Genomic DNA, 23,022 nt, shown 5'->3' with positions numbered 1-23,022 from the left:
AAAAATTTTCGTATTTTCGTCTAAATATAGGCATCTGCACAAATGAGTTACGACTTAGAACAAGAAAATAAAGAAATCCTCGCTCGCTATAAAGACTTGATTTCTAACACCTACAGAACTTTGGATGAGGAAAACAATAAACTTATCCGGAAGGCATTCGACATTGCTTTGGATGCCCATAAAGATCAAAGAAGAAAATCCGGTGAACCCTATATCTACCATCCTATTGCCGTTGCTAAAATCGTAGCGACAGAGATCGGTTTGGGGGCTACTTCCATTGCCTGTGCCCTCCTTCATGATGTGATTGAGGATTCGGATTACACCTACGAAGATCTAAAGAAGATTTTTGGTGAAAAAATTGCCAATATAGTGAACGGGCTCACCAAGATATCCATCATGAATCATCAGAATATCTCCGTACAGTCTGAAAACTACAGGAAGCTGTTATTGACGCTATCAGAAGATTTCAGAGTGATTCTGATCAAGATTGCAGACCGTCTCCACAACATGCGGACACTGGAAAGCATGGCTCCGGATAAGCAGAAAAAGATTGCATCAGAAACGGTTTATATCTATGCGCCGATGGCCCACCGTCTGGGGCTTTACAATATCAAGTCTGAACTGGAAGATCTTTCCTTAAAATACAACAATCCCGAGATCTATAATGAAATCACGGAGAAATTGGAACTAGCCAAAGAAAGCCGTGAAAAATATATTGAAGAGTTTAAAAAAGAAGTTTCCGAAAGGCTGCATGAAGAAGGACTGAATTTTAAAATCAAAGGACGCGCAAAAGCGATCTCTTCCATCTATAGAAAGATGCTGAAACAGGGGGTTTCTTTTGAAGAAGTCTTTGACAACTATGCGATCAGAATTATTTACAAATCTGATGCAAAAAATGAAAAATTCCTGGCCTGGAAGATCTATTCTATCGTTACGGATGTATACCACAGTAATCCGTCAAGGATGAGAGACTGGATTACCCAGCCGCGTTCAACAGGTTATGAGAGTCTCCACCTAACCGTTCTGGGGCCTGATAAAAAATGGATCGAGGTACAGATCCGTTCTGAGCGAATGGATGAAATTGCAGAAAAAGGAGTGGCGGCCCATTATAAATATAAGGAAGGGTATAAGCAGAGCTCTGATGACCGAAATTTTGAAAAATGGGTTACCGAGATCCGTGAAGTTCTTGAGCAGCAGCAAAATCTTTCTACTTCCGAACTGTTAGATAATATTAAACTTAACTTATATTCTAAAGAGGTATTTGTATTTACTCCCAAAGGGGAAATCAAGATCTTACCTACCAATGCAACCGCTTTAGATTTCGCATTTTCAGTACACTCCGATCTGGGAATGAAATGTTTAGGAGCCAAGATCAATGGAAAACTGGTTCCCATCTCTTATATTCTCCAAAATGGAGATCAGGTTGATATTCTCTCCTCACAAAATCAGAAGCCAAAATCTGACTGGCTGGAATTTGTAGTAACCTCAAAAGCCAAATCAAAGATCAAAAGTTATCTGAATTCTCAGAAAAACCAACTGGTAGAAGAAGGAAAGGAAATTTTACAAAGAAAGCTGCGTCACGCCAAGATCAATTTCAACGACGACGAAGTCAACAAACTCCAGAAGTTCTTTAATTTAAAATCATCCCAGGAAGTATTTCTTAAATTTCAGAGTAATGAATTGGATGCCAGCAGCTTAAGAAAATATATTGAAAGTAAAAACGTATTCAACAATTTACTTTCAAGATTCAGAAAATCTCCGTCAAAAAATCAGCATTTCGAGGAACCCAAAGAGCAGAATCTCGATATGATTGTCTTCGGAAAGGATGAAGAAAAACTGAACTACAGCTATGCAAAATGCTGTACGGTAATTCCGGGAGATAAAATTTTCGGCTTCATTACGATTTCTGACGGAATCAAGGTACACAGCGATAACTGTCCGAATGCAATCAACCTTAGGGCGCAGTATGATTATCGTGTCATTCCTGCGAAATGGGTCAATGCAGAAAGCTTTAAAAACAGGGTTAAAATTGAAATTGAAGGACTGGACAGAATGGGTATGATCAATGATATTACCACTGTCATCAGCGGAAGTATGGGAATGGATATGAAAAGTATGTCTATAGAATCCAATAATGGAGTTTTCACCGGAAATATTAATCTTGAAGTCAAAAACAAGGGCCAGCTGGAGGAAACATTCAAAAAACTTAAAAATATCAATGGCGTTTCAAAAGTGAGACGGGTACAATCATAAATATGAATTTATCTCTTTATTTTAAAAAATTTTTCAATAACAGCCAGGCCTCAGGAATTATACTTATTTTCTGTGTCCTTATTTCCCTGCTTATTGCCAACTCGTCTGCTGCAGAAGGGTTTCAGCTCTTTTTAGACCAGGAAATAGGCACCTCCCTTTTCGAATTGGAATATCCTGTCAGCATCTGGATCAATGACGGATTGATGGCTATATTCTTTCTTCTGGTGGGGCTGGAAATAAAAAGAGAACTCGTAGAAGGTGAACTCTCCTCTTTTAAAAATGCTTCGTTACCCATCTTTGCTGCAGTGGGCGGCATGCTGGTTCCCGCAGTAATTTACACGGTATTCAATTCAGGAACTGAATACAGCAATGGCTGGGGAATTCCTATGGCAACGGATATCGCATTCTCACTGGCCATTATTTCCATGTTGGGAAAGAAAATTCCAAATTCAATTAAAATCTTCCTGGCTGCACTGGCCATTGTAGATGACCTGGGAGCCATTCTTGTGATTGCTGTTTTCTATACGGAGCAGATCCACTGGAGCTATCTTTTGTTGTCTTTTGGAGTGACTGCCCTGCTTTTTATCTTAAATTTTCTGAAAGTTACCCGTATTGTATTTTACATTATTCCGGGACTATTTTTATGGTATTTCCTGCATCATTCCGGAATTCATGCTACGATAGCAGGTGTTTTGCTGGCATTTTCAATACCTACCAATGCTTCGAACGTTGAAATTTCTCCATTGGAAAAACTGGAGCATCAGCTTCATATTCCTGTAAGTTTTCTGATCATGCCCATATTTGCCTTAGCGAATACAAATATTACATTTTCCGGTGCTATGGTGTCCGGTGTTACCAGTACGCTTGGATTAGGGATCATCTGCGGTCTGATCTTTGGAAAACTGGTCGGAATCAACGTATTTTCATTGATAGCCATTAAGCTTAAGCTTAGCTCCTTACCCCAAAACAGCAACTGGGTTCAGATGTTAGGTGTAGGATTATTGGCCGGAATAGGATTCACCATGTCTATTTTTATCGCCTTATTATCATTTAAAAACGAAATTCATATTCAGGACGAAGCCAAATTTGCTATTTTGATTGCTTCTTTCTTAGCCGCAACTTTAGGGTTTACGATCCTTAGTGTAAGCTCAAAAGAAACTGCCGAACTTGAAGAGGATTAATTAATTTTTAGCCGGATTTTCAAGTTTTCTATTGTGCTCTTCATCACTGTCAAACCCAGGTTCTGTAATCTGAGTATGATACGAGGCCGTTTCTTTTTTGATCTCATCAGACAGCAGCTTTTCTATTCTAAGCTTTCTGATCGCCATATTCAGTTCATTTCCGAACAGAAGCAGGTATACATTGACATTCACCCACACCATCAGCAGGATCATACTTCCGATGGAACCGTACAAAACGTTATAACGGGCAATGTCTTTTACATAAATCGCAAAAATATAAGTGGTCACCAGAAATAAAATTGTAGTCAGAATTGCCCCCGGAACCGCCTGTCTGAATCTTGCAATTTTCACTGTTCCCAACCAGTAAAATAAGGTCAGAAGAATAAAATAGAACAGTGGAAAAGACACGAATCCAATGATGCTGGACAGGTTGTCGACAAGCCAGGTAACATCATAGGCCGGCGTAAAGAGCTTAAGTACAACTTCCACATAATACACCCCGAAAAGCGTTAAAAAAACAATTGTAATAAAGCCTATGGTGATAAAAAATGAAAGGATAAATTCTTTGACATCACTCAGCTTTTCATCAGAATTTTCGTTGAAGCCATTGATCAGGGAAAATGTCCCGTTGGTAGCAAAGACAAGCGCCAATACAATGGTCAGGTTACTGATGCCTTTCATATTAGGGATAATATTGGTTTCTATATATCCTCTTACATCATTTTCCATATTGGATGGGAAAACATTATGCATCAGGACTTCAAAAATATAAAACTGCAGTTTATCGTAATGCGGCATATAAGGCAAGACAGAAAGGAGGAAGAGAATAAAAGGAAATAAACTGATGGTAAAGCTCCAAGAAATAGCAGCAGCTTTCCTTCCGATATTTCCTTTGAAAATCCCTGAAATGTAAATTTGAAACATCTGCCAGAGTGATATTCCTAGTACCGGAATATGGATATTATCAAAAAACTCTTGAATTTTCAAAATAAATTTAGGAAACTTTACACTCATCTATCTATGGGTCTTTATACAAATGTAGGGGAATTAAATTAAATAGGGAAAAGACAAAATATGATAGGAAACAGGAATCAGGTAACCGGTGGCCGATAGCAGGTTTTAAAGAGTAATAAATAGTGATTTTTTAAGAAACAAAAATTGAATATAACCGGTAAACGGACAACCGGCAACATTCAAACAAAACTTTGAACTTTATCCCCCGAAATCCTATCTTTGCCGTCTGAAACTTATTATAATGCGCATCAGCTTACTTTGTATCGGTAAAACAGACGATAAGGAAATCACTTCTTTGATCAGCTATTATCTCAGCCGGCTGCCTAAACACTGGAATTTTGAGATCACAGAAATTCCCGATGTTAAAAATGCCAGAAATCTTTCTCCCGATCTTCTTAAAAAAGAAGAAGCTAAGCTGTTTTCAAATCATATAGATAAAAACGACCTGGTCATCATCCTGGATGAAAAGGGAAAACAGTTTACCAGCCGTGAGTTTGCTCAAAAGATTGATGGCTGGATGAATTCTTCCGTTAAAAAAGTACATATCCTGATAGGGGGTGCTTATGGTTTTTCAGAAGAAATCTACAGCAGGGCCAATGAAAAAATGTCATTATCCAAAATGACATTTACCCACCAGATGATCAGATTGTTTATTGTTGAGCAGCTTTACCGTGCCGACCAGATTCTGCAGGGAAAGCCATATCATAATGATTAAACTTCTATTGTTTACTCAAAACAGTAGAGTTTACGGTTGCTTTATTTTAAGTAAATTTCCCGCAGATTACAGATAACCTGGATTTTTTCTGTGAAATTTGTACAGTCTTTGGGAAATCTAATCTGTAAGCTCAGTATTTTTTAAGATCTTTTGAAACGATCCGTCTCTGTATTTATTTCCTGATACATTTGGCATAATAGTCCGCCAAAATAGCTTTTTCGTACCCAAAACTAACTGCTTTATCCAGGTTTTCGCAGGCTTCTTTCGGTTTTGCAGTCTCGAATAATACCAGTGCCTTCGCTACATAAGACTGCGCAAATTTAGGATCAATAGAAATCCCTTTATTGGCATCTGCAAGGGATTCTTTATATTTTTTCATTTTAAAATAAACATCTGCCCTACCGTTATACAGTAAGGATTCGGGTTTTTCCGCGATCAGTTTATTGTAGTCTGCCAAAGCACCTTCAAGATCTCCGTTATTTTTTTTCAGACCGGCGAGTCCGGTTTTTGCAAAAATGTTATCCGGTGAGAAACTTAATATTTGATTGAGATCTTTAATGGCCAGCTCTTTTTTGCCCTGGCTGTAATAGATTTTAGAACGGGTCAGATATAAATCGGCATTCTCAGGTTCTATCTGAAGTCCTTTTTCAATATACTCAAGTGCTTTCGCTTTATTTCCTTTCTGGCTGTGTAAGGAGGCCAGATTAGCATATACGGAAACGGACATAGGATTGGCGATCAACGCTGATTCGTAAGATTTGAAAGCTAATGTAGCTTTTCCCAGTCTTCTCTGAGCCGTTCCCAGGTTATTGTAATATTCGGATTGAAATTTTTGGATCTGTTCCGCTGCTGCCAGTTTTGAATACTGCTCTTCGGCGCATTTATAATCGGCTTTTTTAAAACATTCTTCAGCCAGTTTTTTGTCCTGCGCGTAAAAATTAAGCGAAAAGCAAATAGAAACTAGGAGTAATAAAGGTTTTTTCATGGTGTTATCTTTTGTTTGTTGATTACTTTTTGGGCGAGCACACTAAATATCACTCCCAATAAAGAACCAGCAAACGCCCCCACCAAAACATCTATCGGGAAATGTACTCCTAAATAAATCCGGCTGTAGGAAACCACTATAGCCCATACAAATATAGCGTATGGAAACCATTTAATTTTCTTTTTTAATAAAATTCCCAGATAAGATGCTAAAAAGAAGGTGTTGGAAGCATGTGCAGAATAAAACCCATACTGTCCGCCACATTTCACGATCCTCATATAATGTTCTAAAGAAGGATCATGGCAAGGTCTCAGCCTTGCAACCCCATATTTAAAGACATTGGCCAGCTGATCGGATACCGTTGCACCAAGCGCCAAAAAAATAAGGATGAAAACTAAAGATCTTAGCTGATAATTTTTATATAAAAAATATAGAAATATAATATAAAGAGGTACCCAGATCCAGGTACTGGAAATCAACATCCAAAGCTGATCGAATGAAGGATCGCCCAAGTTATTAAGATATAAAAATACCTTCTTATCTTCCTGAATAATCTCGTCCATTCCTTATCTGCTTACAGGTCCTTCATGCGTTTCATCTTCTGAAGGGTTGGGTTTTGGAGGTTCATTGGATGCGGCAGGTTCTGTTAAAATATCCTTTTTGATATCGTTCATCGGGTTGAAATCTTTGGCAGCATCTTTTACCTTTTCAATTTCACGCTTGATCTCAGAAACCGGATTGTCCGTTTCTTTCATGATCTCCGTTTTGATATCTTCCACTGCTCCACGCATTTTTCTGACACCTGCCCCTAAGTCACGTGCTATCTGAGGAAGTTTATCCGGTCCGAATAATACAACGATTGCAATGGCAATGAGTGCCATTTCTCCAATGCTTAATTCCATGCTGTAAAATTACGAAAGATTATAACATCTATTTACTGCAAATTTAAATTTTAAATAAATTTTAAGATTTTAACTCCAATACGATCTCTGACAGGAACCTGTTTATATTGTAAAGCATAAGATAAGCCCCGCTTTACGTTTCATTTCTTTTCTTGAACTCATAAAACCAATTTTACGAATTAGCATCAATATTAATAAAACATCACTTATTAACAAATATTTAATTCAAAATATTGAGAATTAATTTACATTTTATTATATTTACTATATACAACTTAAAAATATTTATTATGAAAAAATTAGTAACCTCTTTTAAATGTCTTGCGGTATTATCTGTACTGGTTCTCGGAAGCTGCCAGAATGAAAGCAATGAAATTACACAACACGAAACCGTTCAATCTAAAGTTTCAGCGGCTGATCTAAAAAAAGAAACCACTCCCCTTCTTCAAAGCCTTCCTGAAACAGTACAGACCCAGCTTGGCGAATCCAAAAAAAATCTCGAAAAGTATTTGAAAAATGATCTGCAGATTGCAGGAGTCAATGTAGTAGGAAATATTTCAACACAGAAGGGAATTGAAATTTCTCAAAAGCTAGTATCTGACAGAGACCAGTTTATTGCATTGGGAAATATCATGGACCCGTCTTCAGTGAAAATCGGCAGGATCGGTGATCTGTATTCCGGAGATGATTTAGCCATCGCCCAGGAAGGGTTAAAAGAGACAGTGACTGAACAGATAAAATCTGGGACTCATGTTCTTGAAATAGCATGGGAAGGCAAAAACGGTAAGTTTACAACCCTGTGTTTTTATAATGATTCGGGAATTATCTGGGATAATATTTTGGGAGGACTGGTCATGATGGATACCAGAGGGAATTCTGAAGTTTCCAATAATTCTGCGGCGAAAGTGGTTTCTACATGGTATAAACAATGGTGGACTGCAAGCTGGCTCTGGGGCTCTAAAAGAGGAGAAATCGGGTACCAGATTACGATTTATTATTCAGGGTCTACTGTTTCAAATGCTGATGTGAGTGATTGGGGATACATCAGTTTAGGAAAAGCAAAAAGTGAAAGTAAAGTCATTAAGAAAACAGGTGCTTACGGAAAGTGTCAGTATGCTTTAGGGCTTTGCACTCCTACAGGATCCCTGAGCTTTAATGCCAGCAAATTCTCCGTATCATTTTCCGGATTAGGAAGTAATATTGTAAGTAACGGAACCAAATCTCTTTATCCGTAATTTTATAAAAATCAATTTTCAAATAGTAAGGGAAGCTCACTGGCTTCCCTTTACTATTACCTCCATGGATTATCAATTTTAACTTATAATCCACCTTCGCTTTTAAATTTCTGTTTCAGAGGTTCAATTGCATTTTCCTGCAGTCCAAAGGTATTGTTCATCATCCTGAACAATTCTTCATTATTTTCTATAGAGACAGTATCCTTTTCACCGCTGTTCCACCGTATATTCAATGTATGATCTGTAAAGGTGTAGCGTGCGTCTTCGTCTACTTTTGAAAGCACCAGGTTTTTCTTAAAATTAGACTCAGGGTGGGTTGATAAATACCAATTGACTATTTCCAGATCAACAGGCTCTACCTGCTCCAGGGCAAATCGGTAAACCGGCAACCACTGTTCTTTCCCTATCCAAAGTAAATATGTTCCTTCTTTCTGTGAAATTTTAAACAAACCATTAGGAGTCTCCTGTACCTTTTCTTCATTCAATACCAAAGGAGCGGTCAGCGTTGTAATTCCAAAACCACAGTCTGCAAGGTACTTTTCTCCTTGAAAATCAACAATAAGCAACAGGTGTGTTTTTGCCGTAATGCTATTTTCATCTTTCCTCCACAGTACTCTTGCCAATTGTAATTCAACATTAAATCCAAGATACTTTAAAACTTCTCTCAAAAGCAGATTCTGCTCATAACAATAGCCTCCCCTGGACTCCAGTACCAGTTTATTAAAAATAGCATCAGGATGCAGCAAAGGCACTGTACCTGTATATGAATCGATATTTTCAAAAGGAATATGCCTGGGATGTAAATGATGAATTTTTCCCAGCGTTTCCCTATTCATTCCCCAATCACCGGCATAATGAATCCGTTCTAAATATTTTTTAAATTGTGCTGCATCCATAATCCTGTTTTTTACGTTTTTAATGTACTCAACTTCTCCGTTTTGTAAAAGTATACAATACATTGGAAACAAGATGGGAACAATTGAAAAAAATAAGGCTAAAATGAAATTCACTTTAGCCTTATTTATTTTATTTCTTTTATTTCTTTCTAAAATACAGTTAATTCAGATCCTTTCTTTTCTTCTGAAAAGCAGAATAGGTAATCACAACACTTATAGCCATTAATATAAATGCTAAAAAGAACGGTGCTCCTGAAAACTTGAATGGTGCTTCATCATGGGTAAAAAAGTAAAACAGGTTGGTCATCATGGGAGGTCCCACAATTGAAGTGGCACTCATCAGACTCGTCAATGCTCCCTGCAGCTCTCCCTGTTCATTAGACGGAACAGTCTTCGTAATAACAGACTGTAAAGCCGGCCCGCAGATTCCTCCTAAACAATAGGGAATCAAAAATACAAACATCATCCAGCCTTCAGATGCAAAAGCAAATAATAACATTCCTACGGCATACAGCGCTAAACCATAATAAATACTTTTCTGCTCGCCCAGCCTTGGAGTGGTCCATCTGATCAAAACTCCTTGCACCAGACCAACTAACAAGCCTACGACCCCTAATGAGATTCCTACCATTCTTTCCGTCCAACTGAATTTATACATGGTAAAGAAACTCCAGTTGCTTTGCACGGCATGGCCTGCAATATAGATTAAAATCAATGCAAGTATCAATCCTGAGATTTCAGGGTGTTTTCCTAAAAACTTAAATGAACCCACAGGATTGGCACGTCTCCAGTCGAATGCTCTTCTTTTATCTTTATCTAAACTTTCAGGCAAAATAAAGTAACCATACAGGAAATTAAGCAGACACAGCCCTGCAGCCGCATAGAAAGGGACTCTGGCTCCGTAATGTCCCAGAACGCCCCCCAAAACAGGTCCTATGATAAATCCAAGACCAAAAGCAGCACCTATCAGTCCAAAGTTTTTTGCTCTGTCTTCATCCGTTGAAATATCTGCAATATATGCACTGGCGGTGGTCACACTCGCCCCTGTGATCCCTGCAATGATCCTTCCCAGAAATAACCACCAGATAGTAGGGGCCAGTGCCAGGAAAATGTAATCCACGGCAAATCCAAAAAGAGAGATCAGGATAATGGGCCTGCGCCCATACTTATCGCTCAGATTACCTACCAACGGAGAAAATATAAATTGGGTAAATGCATAGGCAAATCCCAGCCAGCCACCATATTTTGCGGCCTCGCTGATATCTGCATGAATCAATTCTTCAATCAGTTTAGGAACAACAGGAATAATGATCCCCCATCCCGTAATATCAATGAGTAAAGTAATAAATATAAAGCCTATCGCAGCCTTTTTCCTTGAATTTTCCATGATAAGTGCAAAATTAATCAAATCTGAAAAATAATGATTCTAAATTATGAATAGTTAATATGAATAATGTAATCTTAAACAAAAATATCTTTCCATTTCCCTTTGTTCTTTCATAGCGTAAAAAAAGACCGTCTCTTTCGAAACGGTCTTTACTTATTTATTGTAGTTTGTATTACTTTGAAGCAAGTTCTTCTTTAGCAGAAGTTGTCTTTCCGTGTACATCCTCTTCTTTTCCTGTTTTCAGGAAGTCATAAGCAATTGCAGACGCAATAAAGATTGATGAATAAGTACCGAATCCAATACCAATCAGCATGGCAAACATGAATCCTCTCAAGTTGTCACCCCCGAAAATAAAGATCGCCAGGATCACCAAAATCGTAGTAAATGACGTGTTGAATGTTCTACCCAACGTACTTGAAATAGAGTCATCAAATAATCCTGCCAATGTTAAAGATTTCTTCTCTCTCAGATATTCTCTAATTCTGTCGAAGATAATTACCGTATCATTGATTGAGTATCCTAATACTGTAAGGATCGCTGCAATGAAATCCTGGTTGATCTCCATGTTGAACGGCATGTATTTGTGAAGCAATGAATAGGTTCCTAAAATAATAACCGCATCGTGGAATAATGCTGCTACCGCTCCTAAAGAGAACTGCCATTTTCTAAATCTGAACAAGATATAGATAAAGATCCCTGCAAGAGCAGCTACTACTGCAAGAATACCATGAGTCTGAATATCATCAGCCACTGTAGGACCTACTTTTTCAGATGAAATAATACCTGCGTGGTCCTTATCAGCAGACTTAAAGTCTTTTAGCGTAAGCGTAGCAGGAAGATCTCCTTTTAATCCCTGGTATAGTTTTTCTTCAATAGTCTGGTCAGCCTTTAAAGACTCATCTTCGATAAGGTAATCAGTAGAGATTTTCAACTGGTTTGCGTTACCGAAAGTTTTAGCTTCTACAGAAGAGTTTTTACCATCTTCAGTCTTGAACAGCTTTACTAATTTTTCTTCAACATCATTAGCATTAACGTCTTTATCAAATCTTACGACATAGTTTCTACCTCCTGTAAAGTCGATACCATATTTGAATCCGTGAGTAACCATAGAACCAATACAGATCACTGTTAAAACAGCAGAAATGATATATGCATATTTTCTCTTTCCGATGAAATCGATCCATGTATTTCTGAATAGATTTTTTGTAGGCGGAGTCCATACAGAAAGGTGTTTTCCTTTATTTAGTCTGCTGAAGATCATGACTCTTGAAAGCAATACAGAAGTAAACAATGTCATGACGATACCGATCATTAATGTCAAAGCAAATCCTTTGATAGGTCCTGTACCGAAGAAGAACAATACGACTGCAGTCAATAACGTAGTAGAGTGACCGTCAATAATCGCACTTAACGCGTGTTTGAAACCGTCTTTATAAGCTTCCAAGATGCTCTTACCGGCAAATAATTCTTCTTTCGTTCTTTCATAGATAATTACGTTCGTATCTACCGCCATTGCCATCGTTAATACGATACCGGCGATACCAGGAAGCGTAAGGGTAAAGTCTCCGGAATCCATAATTCCGAAAATATAAAAAAGGTTGATTACCATTGCAATGACAGCGTATACACCAGCACCACCATAGTAGAAAATGATATAAACAATGATAATTAAGAAGGCAATAGCAAATGAAATCATACCTGCATTGATAGACTCCTGTCCTAAAGACGGACCTACCTGCGTAGCCTGAACCACTTTTGCACCGGCAGGTAATTTACCGGCTCCTAACACGTCAACCAATTCTTTAGCTTCTTCCTGAGAGAAGTTACCTGAGATCTGAGTTCTACCGTTTGGAATAGCGTTGACAACGTTCGGAGCAGTATACACTCTGTTATCAAGTGTTACAGCAACTGGTTTTCCAACGTTTTTCTCGGTTAATGTTTTCCATTCTTTTGCTCCTTTAGAATCCATCTGCATATCTACCACTACTCTTCCAAGTTCGTCATAGCTGATGTTTGCTGTTTCTACAGCACCGTCTACCGGAGCTTTTTGATTGATGTTACTTCTGATGGCATACAATACCAGGTCGTCCGGGCTTGTTGCTTCAGGTTTGTAACCCCACATGAACTGGGTATATTTAATGTTTGCCGGACGTAAAGCCTGCCCTACTTTGCTGTTTAAAATCTTGTTAACAACTGCAGTATCGGATAATTTTACGTTAGCAACCCCATTAGTTCTTAATTTGTCAAGCTGTAAAAGATTGATAAAATTCACATTCTTTGCCACTCCCATAGAATCTCCTTTTGCAGCAACCATGGCTGTCAAAGTCTGGAAATAAGGAGCCATTTCAGGAACCTGCTGTACTTCCCAGAATTGAAGTTTTGCAGAAGTCTGAAGCATTTTTTTCACTTTGTCGATATCTTTCATACCAGGCATTTCCACGGAAATTCTAGCTGTACCAGGGACTCTCTGAACGTTGGGCTGGATGGCTCCAAGCTTATCAATTCTCGTTCTGATTACCTCGAAAGCTGTACCTACAGAAAGATCAACTCTTCTTTTAACAATACTTTTTACCTGCTCATCCGTAGTGTTGTACTTGATCTCAGACAGGTTTGTATTTCCGAAAAGTTCCGGATCTGCAAGCTTAAGGTTTGTTCCTTTTGCTTTGTTTATCGCATCGAATTGCTCAAAGAAGTTGTCGATATACGATTTTGTAGAGTTTTTCTGAACTTCATCAGTCTTGTTTAAAGCATCAATAAGAACAGGATTGGTAGAATAATTCGTTAAATCATTCACCAGGTCTCTTTGGTTGATTTCCAAAAGAACGTTGATCCCTCCTTTTAAGTCAAGACCAAGTTTCATTTCCTTGTCTTTAGCTTTTGAATAATAAAGCTTAGTATACCCAAGATTAAGAGTATCTTCCTTGATTCGTTTGATCTCTTTCTCGTTTCCTTTCGCAGCTTCGATCTGCGATTCAATTTTGCTGGCGTACCAGGTTGGCAATAGCTCGTTTAAGCAGATCAACCCCAGGACAATAGCAACAATTGTAATAAGTCCTTTTCCTTGCATTTTGTTATAACTACGTTAAATTAAGTCGGCAAATATAATGATTTTCTTGTATTTTATGAATTTTTAACAACAGAAATGGTTTATTTTCAGATATATTGGTATTTTGATTTCTATTCAAGATTTAACAATTTTTTCATGGTATCTTAATGAAGTTTTCAAATTCCGATTGGTATAAAATTTTCATTCATTTTTCAACACACTAACTATCAAAATATTATGAAAAATTTACTTTTTATGACCAGTATCCTTTCTTCCTTATTCGTTAATTCTCAAAGTATTAATTTGGAAGAATTTGCTACCGGGCTTACCAGTCCGGTCGAGATCACAAACGCCAATGACAGCAGGCTTTTTGTTGTACAGCAGAACGGTATCATTAAAATTATCCAGCCCAACGGAACTATTAATTCAGTTGATTTTTTAAACATCAGTTCTAAAGTTCTTTACGGTGGAGAGCGCGGACTTTTAGGTCTGGCATTCCATCCTCAATACCCTAGCAACGGGTATTTTTTTGTGTATTACAATAATACGGCAGGAAATATCGTGGTAGCCAGGTATACCGTAAATTCTGCCAATCCCAATGCAGCGGATCCCACTTCTGAAAAAATCATGCTGAATATCCCAAAACCTTTCGATAATCATAATGGAGGAAGCATTCATTTTGCGCCGGATGGCAAGCTTTGGATCATCACCGGAGACGGCGGCAGCGGCGGAGATCCCAACAATAATGCACAGAACAAAAATTCACTTCTGGGAAAACTGTTAAGAATTGATGTAGATGCTACCGGAGCGTATACTATTCCGCCGGATAACCCTTTTGCCGGAACGGGTGTTGATGGCGCAGACGAAATTTGGGCTTATGGACTCAGAAACGGATGGAAATTTTCCTTTGATTTAACTACCGGGAATGTTTTGATTGCTGATGTTGGCCAGGGAGCTATTGAGGAGATCAACAGAATGCCGGTTACACAGGCAGGGATCAATTACGGATGGCGCTGCTATGAAGGAAATACCCCTTATAATACAACAGGATGCCAGCCTTCAGGCTCCATGACCTTTCCTATAGCCGTCTACGACCACTCCGGTGGAAAATGCTCCATTACGGGAGGATATGTCTACAGAGGGACTCAATATCCTGCTCTCCAGGGAAAATATTTCTTTGCCGACTACTGCTCTACTCAAATCGGGATCCTGGATACCAACAACGCCATCACATGGAGTTCTGCCTACAGCGGAAACAATTTTTCAACCTTCGGGCAGGATTCACAGAAAGAATTGTATGTGGCAGCCGTCAACAGCGGAAAGGTCTTTAAAATATCAACAGGAACGCTGGGTGTGCAGGAAAGCAATAGTTTAGAAAAAGTAAGCATTTATCCCAATCCGGCTACCAAAGAAGTCTTTATTGAGGGGGTTAAGGATAAAAAAGCTACAGCAGAAATCATCAGCGCGGAAGGAAGAAAAGTACTGAAAATGGATCAGATCATCAATGGTAAAGGCATAGATATTTCCGGAATACCTGCCGGAGTGTATTTTATCAATCTAAAATCCGGAGATTTGAAATCTTACAGCCAGAAATTAATTATTAAATAAATGAAAATAAGTTATTTAAACTAAAATTTTAATAAATAAAAAAGCGGTTCTTACTGAACCGCTTATGTTTTTATATCGTCATTGAGAAAATTCTCGTTTCCGGTTTATTTCTCATCATCCTCAGGTCAAATACCATGGCTACATTTCTTGTAAATGCTCTTCCCTCTTCTGTAATCTTTATTTCATGGCCGTTGATTTCCACCAGTCCGTCATTTTCCATTTCCTTAAGCATATCCAATGCATTTTCAAGTTCGGGGAATGAATTGGTATTGTTAAAAGTTGTCTCAAGCTGGCACATCAGGTTCAGAATATGTCTTCTTACCCTCAGATCTTCCTCATTCAGCACATGCCCTTTTACAACAGGAATCTCACCTTCTTCAACTGCTTTCTGATATTCTTCCACCGTTTTTACATTCTGGGCAAAAGCATACCAGGAATCTGAAATTGCAGACATTCCAAGCCCTACCATCAGCTGGGTATTGCTTGAAGTATAGCCCATAAAGTTCCTGTGAAGTTTTTTATGGGTCAAAGACTGATACAGGTCATCATGTTCAAGGGAGAAGTGGTCCATTCCTACTTCAATATATCCCAGGTCCTGAAGCAGTTTTTTACCGTCTTCATACAAACGGCGTTTTTCTTCTCCGCTTGGCAGGTCATTTTCATCAAAGCCTCTCTGACCTACACCTTTCACCCATGGGACGTGTGCGTAAGAATAAAAAGCCAGCCTGTCCGGCTTTAATTCCATGGTCTTTCTGATGGTATGTTCCATAGCTTCCCAATTCTGATGCGGAAGTCCGAAAACCAAATCATGGCTGATTCCTCGGTACCCGATTTCCTTCGCCCACTCCGTTACATTTTTGACATTCTCAAAAGGCTGAATTCTATTGATGGCTTTCTGCACTTTAGGATCATAATCCTGTACTCCAAAGCTCACTCTTCTGAAACCAAGATCATATAACGTCTGAAGATGTTCCCGAGTTGTATTATTCGGATGTCCTTCGAAAGAAAACTCCGGATGTTCCGCAATATCTACTGTAGAAAAGATTCCTTCCAGCAGTGTCCTTAAATTCTCCGGAGAGAAAAAGGTAGGAGTACCTCCGCCCAGGTGTAATTCTTTAAGCTTTGGCCTTTCGTTAAAAAGATCAAGGTAAAGTTTCCACTCTTTTAAAACACTTTCCAGATAAGGAACTTCAACACTGTGTTGTTTTGTAATTCGTTTATGGCAGGCACAAAACGTACATAACGCCTCACAGAAAGGCAGGTGAATATAAATAGAAATTCCCTCCTCTGCATTGCTTTCATGAAAAGACCTGATTACGCTTTTTTTCCATTTTTCCGGTGAGAATGTTGTTTCATCCCAATAAGGAACAGTAGGATAAGAGGTGTATCGTGGTCCGGGAATATTATACTTATCTATTAAAGAGTTCATTTGAAAAATTAAAATTTTAGGATGAAATTTTATACCCTTAAAATTTCATCCTACAAAATTAACCATTAGTTATGAATTTTAACCTATGAATTATATTAGGTTCTATTTTATAATGAATCTAAATATGATCCGAAAACTCTTCAGAAACGATCTGCTACGGCCATTCATCTCCTGTTCAGTATACTTCCTGTACGATATTGAATATATCTTTCCGGGAAAAAGTTATTTTCTATCATGAGCATTCAATATTTTCATTATCATTTTATTTTCATCAGGGCAATTCTGTCTTTTCCCGCCAATACTACCGTCTTATGGTCTACCCAGCGGCAAACAAAAAATCCTTTTTCGTCTGAAATCTTCTTCCATGTTTTTCCAAAATCCGATGAGTAACTGATATGCTGATCACCCACGGCAATGATCTCTTTTCCGTTGGACCCCGGTTTAATTTTCACGCAGGTCATATATCCGGCATTCTGTCCAGACGCCTGAATTTCCCAGGTTTCACCGCCGTCCCGGGTGGTCGCTATATTGTTGATATTAGCTTCCTGTTTTGTATAATCTCCCCCCACTGCAATTCCAAACCGGTCATCATTGAAATCTACAGAATACATTCCCTGTGAAGATTCACCCTGGACAAACGGGGTTTTAAAAATCTCCATGGTATCATTCTTTATATTCAGCCTCAGAATTCTTGAAGCCTTCCCACCTGTTGCTATCCATACATAGTTTTTAGTAGAAGCTATATTGGTATTACTGGCTGCAAAAGCAGCTTCTCCTTCAGTAAGGCTCGTATTGCTTTTCAGCATACTCCATTTTCCGTTTCTATAGACGGCCAGCTTCAACAGATGGTCTTTGTCTGCATCACTGAAGGTGTAGGCAAGGTCATCATTTACAAAATGCAGCGCATCATAGAAGGCTGTTGTTGCAGGGTCCGTAAAAACAATCTGCGATTTCAGATCTTTTTTATCAATTTTAAAGAAATAAGCGGGGCTTTCAATATTAACCGCATAAAATGAAGTTTTATCCTGAGCCAGAGTTCTGAACTGAAGCTTGTCTTCTGATAATCTGATCTGCTTCTGATTCTTGGAATCTTTTAAATCAACAAATCCAAACTTGGAATCTGTCCCGCTGTACCAGACCTTATTGTGGTACAACTCCAGTGCCCTGATACTTACTTTATCATTAAAAATCGTTTCGATGCTTTCCACCTGTTGGGAAAAAGCATTTATTCCTGCGGACAGGAATATGATAGCACATATTTTTTTCATATGATATCCAATAAAAAAAAACCGCCGAAGCGGTTTATATTAAAATTTAATCTATGTTTTTATACTTTTCAGGATTGTTCAGTTTACTGTTTGATTTTCCATAAATGAAATACACCAATCCTCCTAAGAACAACCATGCTGCAGAAAGCTCTAATGCGTGAGCGCTCAGGTTAAAAATCAAATAAATATTGATCACTACTCCTAATGCAACCACTATTTTATAAGCAGGAACTTTGAATGGTCTGATAAGATTCGGTTCTTTTTTTCTCATCACCCAAACTGCAATACAAACCAGGGTAAAAGCAAATAGGGTTCCGAAACTTGTCATATCTGCCAACGTTGAAATCGGTGTAAATGCGGCAATAAGAGCGACTACTATTCCCAGTAGAATAATTCCTTTGTAAGGAGTTCTTGTTTTTGGGTGAAGTTCACCAAAGAATTTAGGAATCAATCCGTCTTTCGCCATTCCGATGAAGATTCTTGACTGTCCCATCATCATCACCATTACTACAGAAATCAATCCTACAGTTGCAGCAATTGTTACGATATTACTGGCCCAGTGTTTTCCTGCAATTTCAAATGCATAAGCTACAGGTGCTTTAATCGCGTCAGGATATTTTCCTTCAGGGTTAAAGTCTGTATAATGCATCATCCCTGTCAATACAAGAGACACACAGATATATAAAGCTGTACAGATCAATAATGAAGCAATAATCGCGAAAGGAACATCTTTCTTAGGATTAATGGCTTCTCCTGCCTGAGTAGAAACAGCATCAAAACCGATATAGGCAAAAAAGATGGCCGCTGCTCCGGAAATAATCCCTTTAATACCATAGGCTGAGATGAGATCTCCTTCAGAGTTTTTAATTTTTACCTGATCGGGGATAAAGGGCTTCCAGTTTTTAACTCCATCCACAGCATTGTAAAGATCTGTATTAGAAAAGATAATATAAACTCCCGCTATAATTACGAAAATGACCGCTGCAGTCTTCAATAAAACAATAAGGTTATTGGCTCCTGCTGCTTCCTTTGTTCCTTTAACCAATAATGCTGTAATCAACAAAACAAGGATAAATGCGGGAAGATTCATCGAAAAACCGTCTCCTGTATAACTCGCAGGGTCAGAAGTAAGATATGCCGGTAAATGCACTCCGAAGATTTTCAAAAATTTGGTGAAATATCCGGACCAACTCACGGAAACCGCCATACTTGCCATGGCATACTCCAGGATGAGACACCAGCCCATAGCCCAGGCAAAAATTTCTCCTACCGTTCCATATGCATAGGCATACGCTGAACCTTCCACCGGAATAATGGAAGCGAATTCTGCATAACATAATGCAGCGAAAACACAGGCTATACCTGCTATAATAAAAGAGATTGCGAGTGCCGGTCCTGCGTGATAATAGGCTCCGGTTCCGGTAAGAACAAAGATTCCGCCACCAATGATAGCACCCACTCCAATTGCTGTTAAACTCCATTTTCCAAGGACTTTCTTCAGCTCACTTTTCTGCATATCTGCCTCATAGGCACTTAGCGGCTTCTTAACCCAAATTTTAGACATGTTTTTTTATTTATTAAGGATTTACGAAAATATAAAAATTTTAGAAACTCTCCCATTTATCGGCAAATTTTCGTCATATATTTTAAATAAAAATTCTGAAAACCTGACTATCACATTGTTTAAAGTATTTTATGAAGTCTTTATTTTTGTTTATTTTTGATCACATGAATTTATATGATCTTTTTGTGAAGCCGTATGAAAATTATACGACTGCACAGATTTTGCTGGAGACATCAGGAGCTCTTTTCGGAACCCTAAGTGTTTATTTTTCTATCAAAAAGAACATCTGGGTCTATCCTACCGGCATTATTTCCACTTTGATCTATGTTTATATTCTTTTTAATTTCGGGTTATTAGGAGACTGCCTGATCAATGTTTATTACACCATCATGAGTGTGTACGGATGGATTTTATGGTCAAAGAATTCTAAAGACCATATTCATGTGGATGTCAGCTGGGCCACCCGGAAAGAATGGATCTACGCCATCATTCTTTTTATCCTGAGCTTAGCGTTGGTCACCCTTATTTATTATTACAAACCGTATATTGACAACCAATTTTCTATGGAAGGAACCTATCTCGGATTATATCATCTCGATTGGGCAAACTGGCTGGATGTATTCACGACTTCTATATTTTTGGTGGGAATGTGGTTTATGGCCAAACAACGCATTGAGAACTGGGTTTTCTGGATCATCGGAGATTTTATTTGCATGCCCATGATGATTTTTAAGGGTCTTGGGATCACTTCGGTTCAATATTTGGTATTTACTATAATGGCTATCTTAGGATACCTCAGTTGGAAAAAAAGTTTTAAAGAAAAAAAAGTACAATAAAGTCATGAAAAATTTATTAAAAATAGCAATCAGTATTTTTGCTATCTCCAGTTTAACTTCTTGTCTGGCTTATTCAGACGGATACGCCAATGGTGGTTACGGGGATCCGTATTATAATAACGGATATTATTATGCACCATCCGGATATTACGGAAGTGGTGGATATTGGGGCAATGACGGCTATTATTACAGAAACAACGTTAATTATTACTATGATAATGGTGTTCCTTACTACTACTATAACTATAATAACTCACGAAGAAAAGTATATGTAGAAAGGAGATCAGATTCGTCTAGACCGAATAACGGCTTCAGAGGGGAACCTTATTACGAACGTAATAATAACAATGGCAGTGGATTCAGAAACCAAAACAGTGGTTCTCAAAACAACCAGGGAAACAGAAATCAAAACAACAGCGGTTTCAGAAATCAGAACAGCGGCAATCAGAACAATCAGGGAAACCAAAACAACAATAAAAGCGGTGGATTCAGAAACCAAAACAGCGGTTCTCAAAATCCTCAAAGAAATTCAAACAGTGGCGGTTTCAGAAACTCTGAAAGCAGCAGACCCGAATCTTCGAACAGCGGATTCAGAGGAAGCTCCAGCGGACAGAACAACAGCAGCTCCCAAAGACAGCAGAGCAGCGGAGGCGGCTTTAGATAAAACGATTATAAATAAGGAAACGAACAGCTAACACTGTTCGTTTTTCATTTTAAATATATTAATTTTGCTTCTTCATTTAAGACAAAAAAATATGGAATTTTATAAATATCAGGGAACTGGAAATGATTTTGTAATGGTGGATAACCGCGACCTGCAGTTTCCTAAAGATAAAAAAATTATTGAAAAACTGTGCGACAGACGTTTTGGAATTGGCGCAGACGGCCTTATTTTATTAGAAAACGATGACCGCTATGATTTCAAAATGGTATACTATAATTCTGACGGTGGTGAAAGTACCATGTGCGGCAACGGAGGAAGATGTCTGGTTGCTTTTGCTTTCTTCCTGGACATTTTTGAAGACAAATGTAAGTTTATCGCTATAGACGGTGAGCATGAAGCTGAAATTCATAACGGCATTGTTAAACTAAAAATGATTGATGTAAACAACATCTCCCAGGACGGAAATGATGCTGTTCTTAACACCGGATCCCCCCATTATGTAAAATATGTAGAAGATCTGGAAAATTTCAAGGTATTTGCCGAAGGAAACGGGATCAGAAATTCTGAAAATTATAAAGAAAAAGGCATCAACGTGAACTTTGTGGAAAAAATTTCTGATCATGAAATTTTTGTAAGAACCTATGAACGAGGTGTTGAGGATGAAACTTACAGCTGCGGAACAGGAGTTACAGCTTCCGCTTTAACTTTTCTACAAAAAGATAATCTAACTTCTGTAAAAGTTAAAACTTTAGGCGGCAATCTGAAGGTTTATGCTGAAAAAGAAGGGGATTCTTTCCGGAACATTTGGCTGGAAGGCCCTGCAAAGCAGGTTTTTAAAGGTAAAATAGATCTTCTTTAAAAACAAAAACTTTTAATCAATAGTATAAGAATGAAAAAAGCTATTCTCATTATCATTCTGCTGGTTTTTGTAGTGGCAGGATTTTTTGGATTGAGATTTTATAATACGTATTTCGGAAATAATGTAGAAAAAGAGGGATATATATTGATTCCCCATAAAGCGGATTTTAAACAGATCCTGGATTCTATCACTCCGTATATAAAAAACAAAGAATCTTTTGAGGCGGTGGCCAAAGATAAAGGACTTGATAAAAGTTTCAAAGCCGGACGCTATCATATTCAGGCAGGTACAGGAAATACCGATCTTGTCAATATGATTAAAGCAGGCAATCAGACGGCCAACTCTTTCAGAATCGGAGATTTTGGAGATATGTACCAAATGATCGGAAAAGTATCCAAAAAAACGGAGCTTGATTCTTTACACTTTATCAATGATCTGGATGGAGTTGCGCGTGAGAAAGGCTATAAAAATGTTGAAGATTTAAAGAAATATTTCTTCATCGATACCTATAATTTTTTCTGGACGGTAAGTCCAAGAGAGTTCTTCAAAAAATTTGAAGACCAATATGATGGTTTTTGGAACAGTGAAAGAAAAAATAAGGAACAACAATCCGGTCTCACAAGAGATCAGATCTACGCACTGGCTTCTATAGTGTATAAAGAATCCGGTGGAAAAAAAGATGAAATGAGAACCATTGCAGGCTTATACCTGAACCGTTATAAGAAAGGAATGAAACTTCAGTCCGATCCTACAGTGATCTATGCCATCAATAAACAGACTAATTTTAAAGAACCTATAAAAAGAGTATTTTATAAACATTTGTCTACTCCATCTCCATACAATACCTATGCAAATGCTGGCATTCCTCCGGGACCCATCTGTGTGGTAGATAAAAACTCAGTAGATGCTGTTTTAAATGCTGAAAACAACAAGTATATATTTATGTGTGCCGACCCTGCAAGATTTGGATATCATAAGTTTACGGCAAGTGCAGAAGAGCATGCTGTCAACGCGAAAGCCTATCAGGACTGGCTTAATTCAAAAAATATAAAATAGGCTTAGCAAGCTCTTAAAATTTACAGTTAAAATAATAAACAGATCATAATATTTTGAAAATCAGATCATTCTGGCATTTTAAAATATTAAGGTTATCCTTTCATGATTTTTATACAAAAAAGTA

19 protein-coding genes are annotated in these 23,022 nt (G+C 38.1%); 9 read left to right on the top strand and 10 right to left on the bottom strand.

What is annotated here, in order from left to right; translation table 11 throughout:
• Positions 1-42: 42 nt before the first annotated feature.
• Both MUW56_RS18700 and nhaA read left to right on the top strand, forming a co-directional pair.
• A complete protein-coding gene (locus MUW56_RS18700) occupies positions 43-2,253 on the top strand; it encodes a RelA/SpoT family protein (RefSeq protein WP_292014611.1) in 2,211 nt (736 codons plus the stop codon).
• Positions 2,254-2,255: 2 nt separating this feature from the next.
• Entirely contained in the window at positions 2,256-3,434 is a 1,179-nt protein-coding gene (gene nhaA / locus MUW56_RS18695; protein WP_292014610.1) for a Na+/H+ antiporter NhaA, read from the top strand.
• On the opposite strand, the gene MUW56_RS18690 is transcribed toward nhaA, so the two are convergent.
• Positions 3,435-4,448 (bottom strand): YihY/virulence factor BrkB family protein, encoded by a 1,014-nt coding sequence (locus MUW56_RS18690; RefSeq protein WP_292014609.1) that lies wholly within the window; start codon positions 4,446-4,448, stop codon positions 3,435-3,437.
• A gap of 241 nt (positions 4,449-4,689) precedes the next feature.
• Here MUW56_RS18690 and MUW56_RS18685 point away from each other — a divergent pair, with 241 nt between their 5' ends.
• Complete coding sequence (locus MUW56_RS18685; protein ID WP_292014608.1) at positions 4,690-5,163, top strand: 23S rRNA (pseudouridine(1915)-N(3))-methyltransferase RlmH; 474 nt, start codon at positions 4,690-4,692, stop codon at positions 5,161-5,163.
• A 172-nt stretch (positions 5,164-5,335) separates the two neighbouring features.
• Here the strand turns inward: MUW56_RS18685 and MUW56_RS18680 are convergent, their stop codons facing one another.
• Genes MUW56_RS18680 through MUW56_RS18670 form a run of 3 tightly spaced genes read right to left on the bottom strand, consistent with a single transcriptional unit; the run spans position 5,336 to position 7,050 of the window.
• On the bottom strand, positions 5,336-6,148 hold the full coding sequence (locus MUW56_RS18680) for a tetratricopeptide repeat protein (protein WP_292014607.1): 813 nt from the start codon (positions 6,146-6,148) through the stop codon (positions 5,336-5,338).
• A complete protein-coding gene (locus tag MUW56_RS18675) occupies positions 6,145-6,711 on the bottom strand; it encodes a phosphatase PAP2 family protein (protein ID WP_292014606.1) in 567 nt (188 codons plus the stop codon). Before MUW56_RS18675 ends, MUW56_RS18680 begins: the two co-directional genes overlap by 4 nt.
• 3 nt (positions 6,712-6,714) lie before the next feature.
• The gene (locus tag MUW56_RS18670; protein WP_292014605.1) at positions 6,715-7,050 is read right to left on the bottom strand and encodes a twin-arginine translocase TatA/TatE family subunit; all 336 of its coding nucleotides are present in this window, start codon (positions 7,048-7,050) and stop codon (positions 6,715-6,717) included.
• Between the two features lie 290 nt (positions 7,051-7,340).
• Here MUW56_RS18670 and MUW56_RS18665 point away from each other — a divergent pair, with 290 nt between their 5' ends.
• A complete protein-coding gene (locus MUW56_RS18665; protein WP_292014604.1) occupies positions 7,341-8,285 on the top strand; it encodes a hypothetical protein in 945 nt (314 codons plus the stop codon).
• 83 nt (positions 8,286-8,368) lie between these two features.
• On the opposite strand, the gene MUW56_RS18660 is transcribed toward MUW56_RS18665, so the two are convergent.
• From MUW56_RS18660 to secD, 3 genes are all read right to left on the bottom strand, one after another.
• Entirely contained in the window at positions 8,369-9,181 is an 813-nt protein-coding gene (locus MUW56_RS18660; RefSeq protein WP_292014603.1) for an arylamine N-acetyltransferase, read from the bottom strand.
• A 160-nt stretch (positions 9,182-9,341) separates the two neighbouring features.
• On the bottom strand, positions 9,342-10,568 hold the full coding sequence (locus tag MUW56_RS18655) for a TCR/Tet family MFS transporter (RefSeq protein WP_292014602.1): 1,227 nt from the start codon (positions 10,566-10,568) through the stop codon (positions 9,342-9,344).
• A gap of 172 nt (positions 10,569-10,740) precedes the next feature.
• Entirely contained in the window at positions 10,741-13,635 is a 2,895-nt protein-coding gene (secD, locus tag MUW56_RS18650; protein ID WP_292014601.1) for a protein translocase subunit SecD, read from the bottom strand.
• Positions 13,636-13,851: 216 nt separating this feature from the next.
• Between secD and MUW56_RS18645 the strand changes: the two genes are divergently transcribed.
• Positions 13,852-15,222, top strand: coding sequence for a PQQ-dependent sugar dehydrogenase (locus MUW56_RS18645; RefSeq protein WP_292014600.1), 1,371 nt, complete (start codon positions 13,852-13,854; stop codon positions 15,220-15,222).
• 70 nt (positions 15,223-15,292) lie between these two features.
• Here the strand turns inward: MUW56_RS18645 and hemN are convergent, their stop codons facing one another.
• From hemN to MUW56_RS18630, 3 genes are all read right to left on the bottom strand, one after another.
• Positions 15,293-16,651 (bottom strand): oxygen-independent coproporphyrinogen III oxidase, encoded by a 1,359-nt coding sequence (hemN, locus tag MUW56_RS18640; RefSeq protein ID WP_292014599.1) that lies wholly within the window; start codon positions 16,649-16,651, stop codon positions 15,293-15,295.
• Positions 16,652-16,908: 257 nt separating this feature from the next.
• On the bottom strand, positions 16,909-17,919 hold the full coding sequence (locus MUW56_RS18635; protein ID WP_292014598.1) for a glycosyl hydrolase: 1,011 nt from the start codon (positions 17,917-17,919) through the stop codon (positions 16,909-16,911).
• Positions 17,920-17,965: 46 nt separating this feature from the next.
• A complete protein-coding gene (locus tag MUW56_RS18630) occupies positions 17,966-19,483 on the bottom strand; it encodes an amino acid permease (protein ID WP_292014597.1) in 1,518 nt (505 codons plus the stop codon).
• A 164-nt stretch (positions 19,484-19,647) separates the two neighbouring features.
• Here MUW56_RS18630 and pnuC point away from each other — a divergent pair, with 164 nt between their 5' ends.
• The 4 genes from pnuC (at position 19,648) to mltG (ending at position 22,898) form a co-directional block, all read left to right on the top strand.
• Positions 19,648-20,319: a nicotinamide riboside transporter PnuC gene (gene pnuC / locus MUW56_RS18625; protein WP_292015442.1), complete on the top strand. Its 672-nt coding sequence runs from the start codon at positions 19,648-19,650 to the stop codon at positions 20,317-20,319.
• A gap of 4 nt (positions 20,320-20,323) precedes the next feature.
• A complete protein-coding gene (locus tag MUW56_RS18620; protein ID WP_292014596.1) occupies positions 20,324-20,983 on the top strand; it encodes a hypothetical protein in 660 nt (219 codons plus the stop codon).
• A 91-nt stretch (positions 20,984-21,074) separates the two neighbouring features.
• A complete protein-coding gene (gene dapF, locus MUW56_RS18615; RefSeq protein ID WP_292014595.1) occupies positions 21,075-21,842 on the top strand; it encodes a diaminopimelate epimerase in 768 nt (255 codons plus the stop codon).
• A 30-nt stretch (positions 21,843-21,872) separates the two neighbouring features.
• Positions 21,873-22,898, top strand: a complete 1,026-nt coding sequence (gene mltG / locus MUW56_RS18610) for an endolytic transglycosylase MltG (RefSeq protein ID WP_292014594.1) — start codon at positions 21,873-21,875, stop codon at positions 22,896-22,898.
• Positions 22,899-23,022: the final 124 nt, after the last annotated feature.

It is taken from the genome of Chryseobacterium sp., assembly GCF_022869225.1.
Classification (GTDB): domain Bacteria; phylum Bacteroidota; class Bacteroidia; order Flavobacteriales; family Weeksellaceae; genus Chryseobacterium.
The sequence above is the reverse complement of the archived record's forward strand: the minus strand, read 5'-3'. Positions and strand labels throughout refer to the sequence as shown.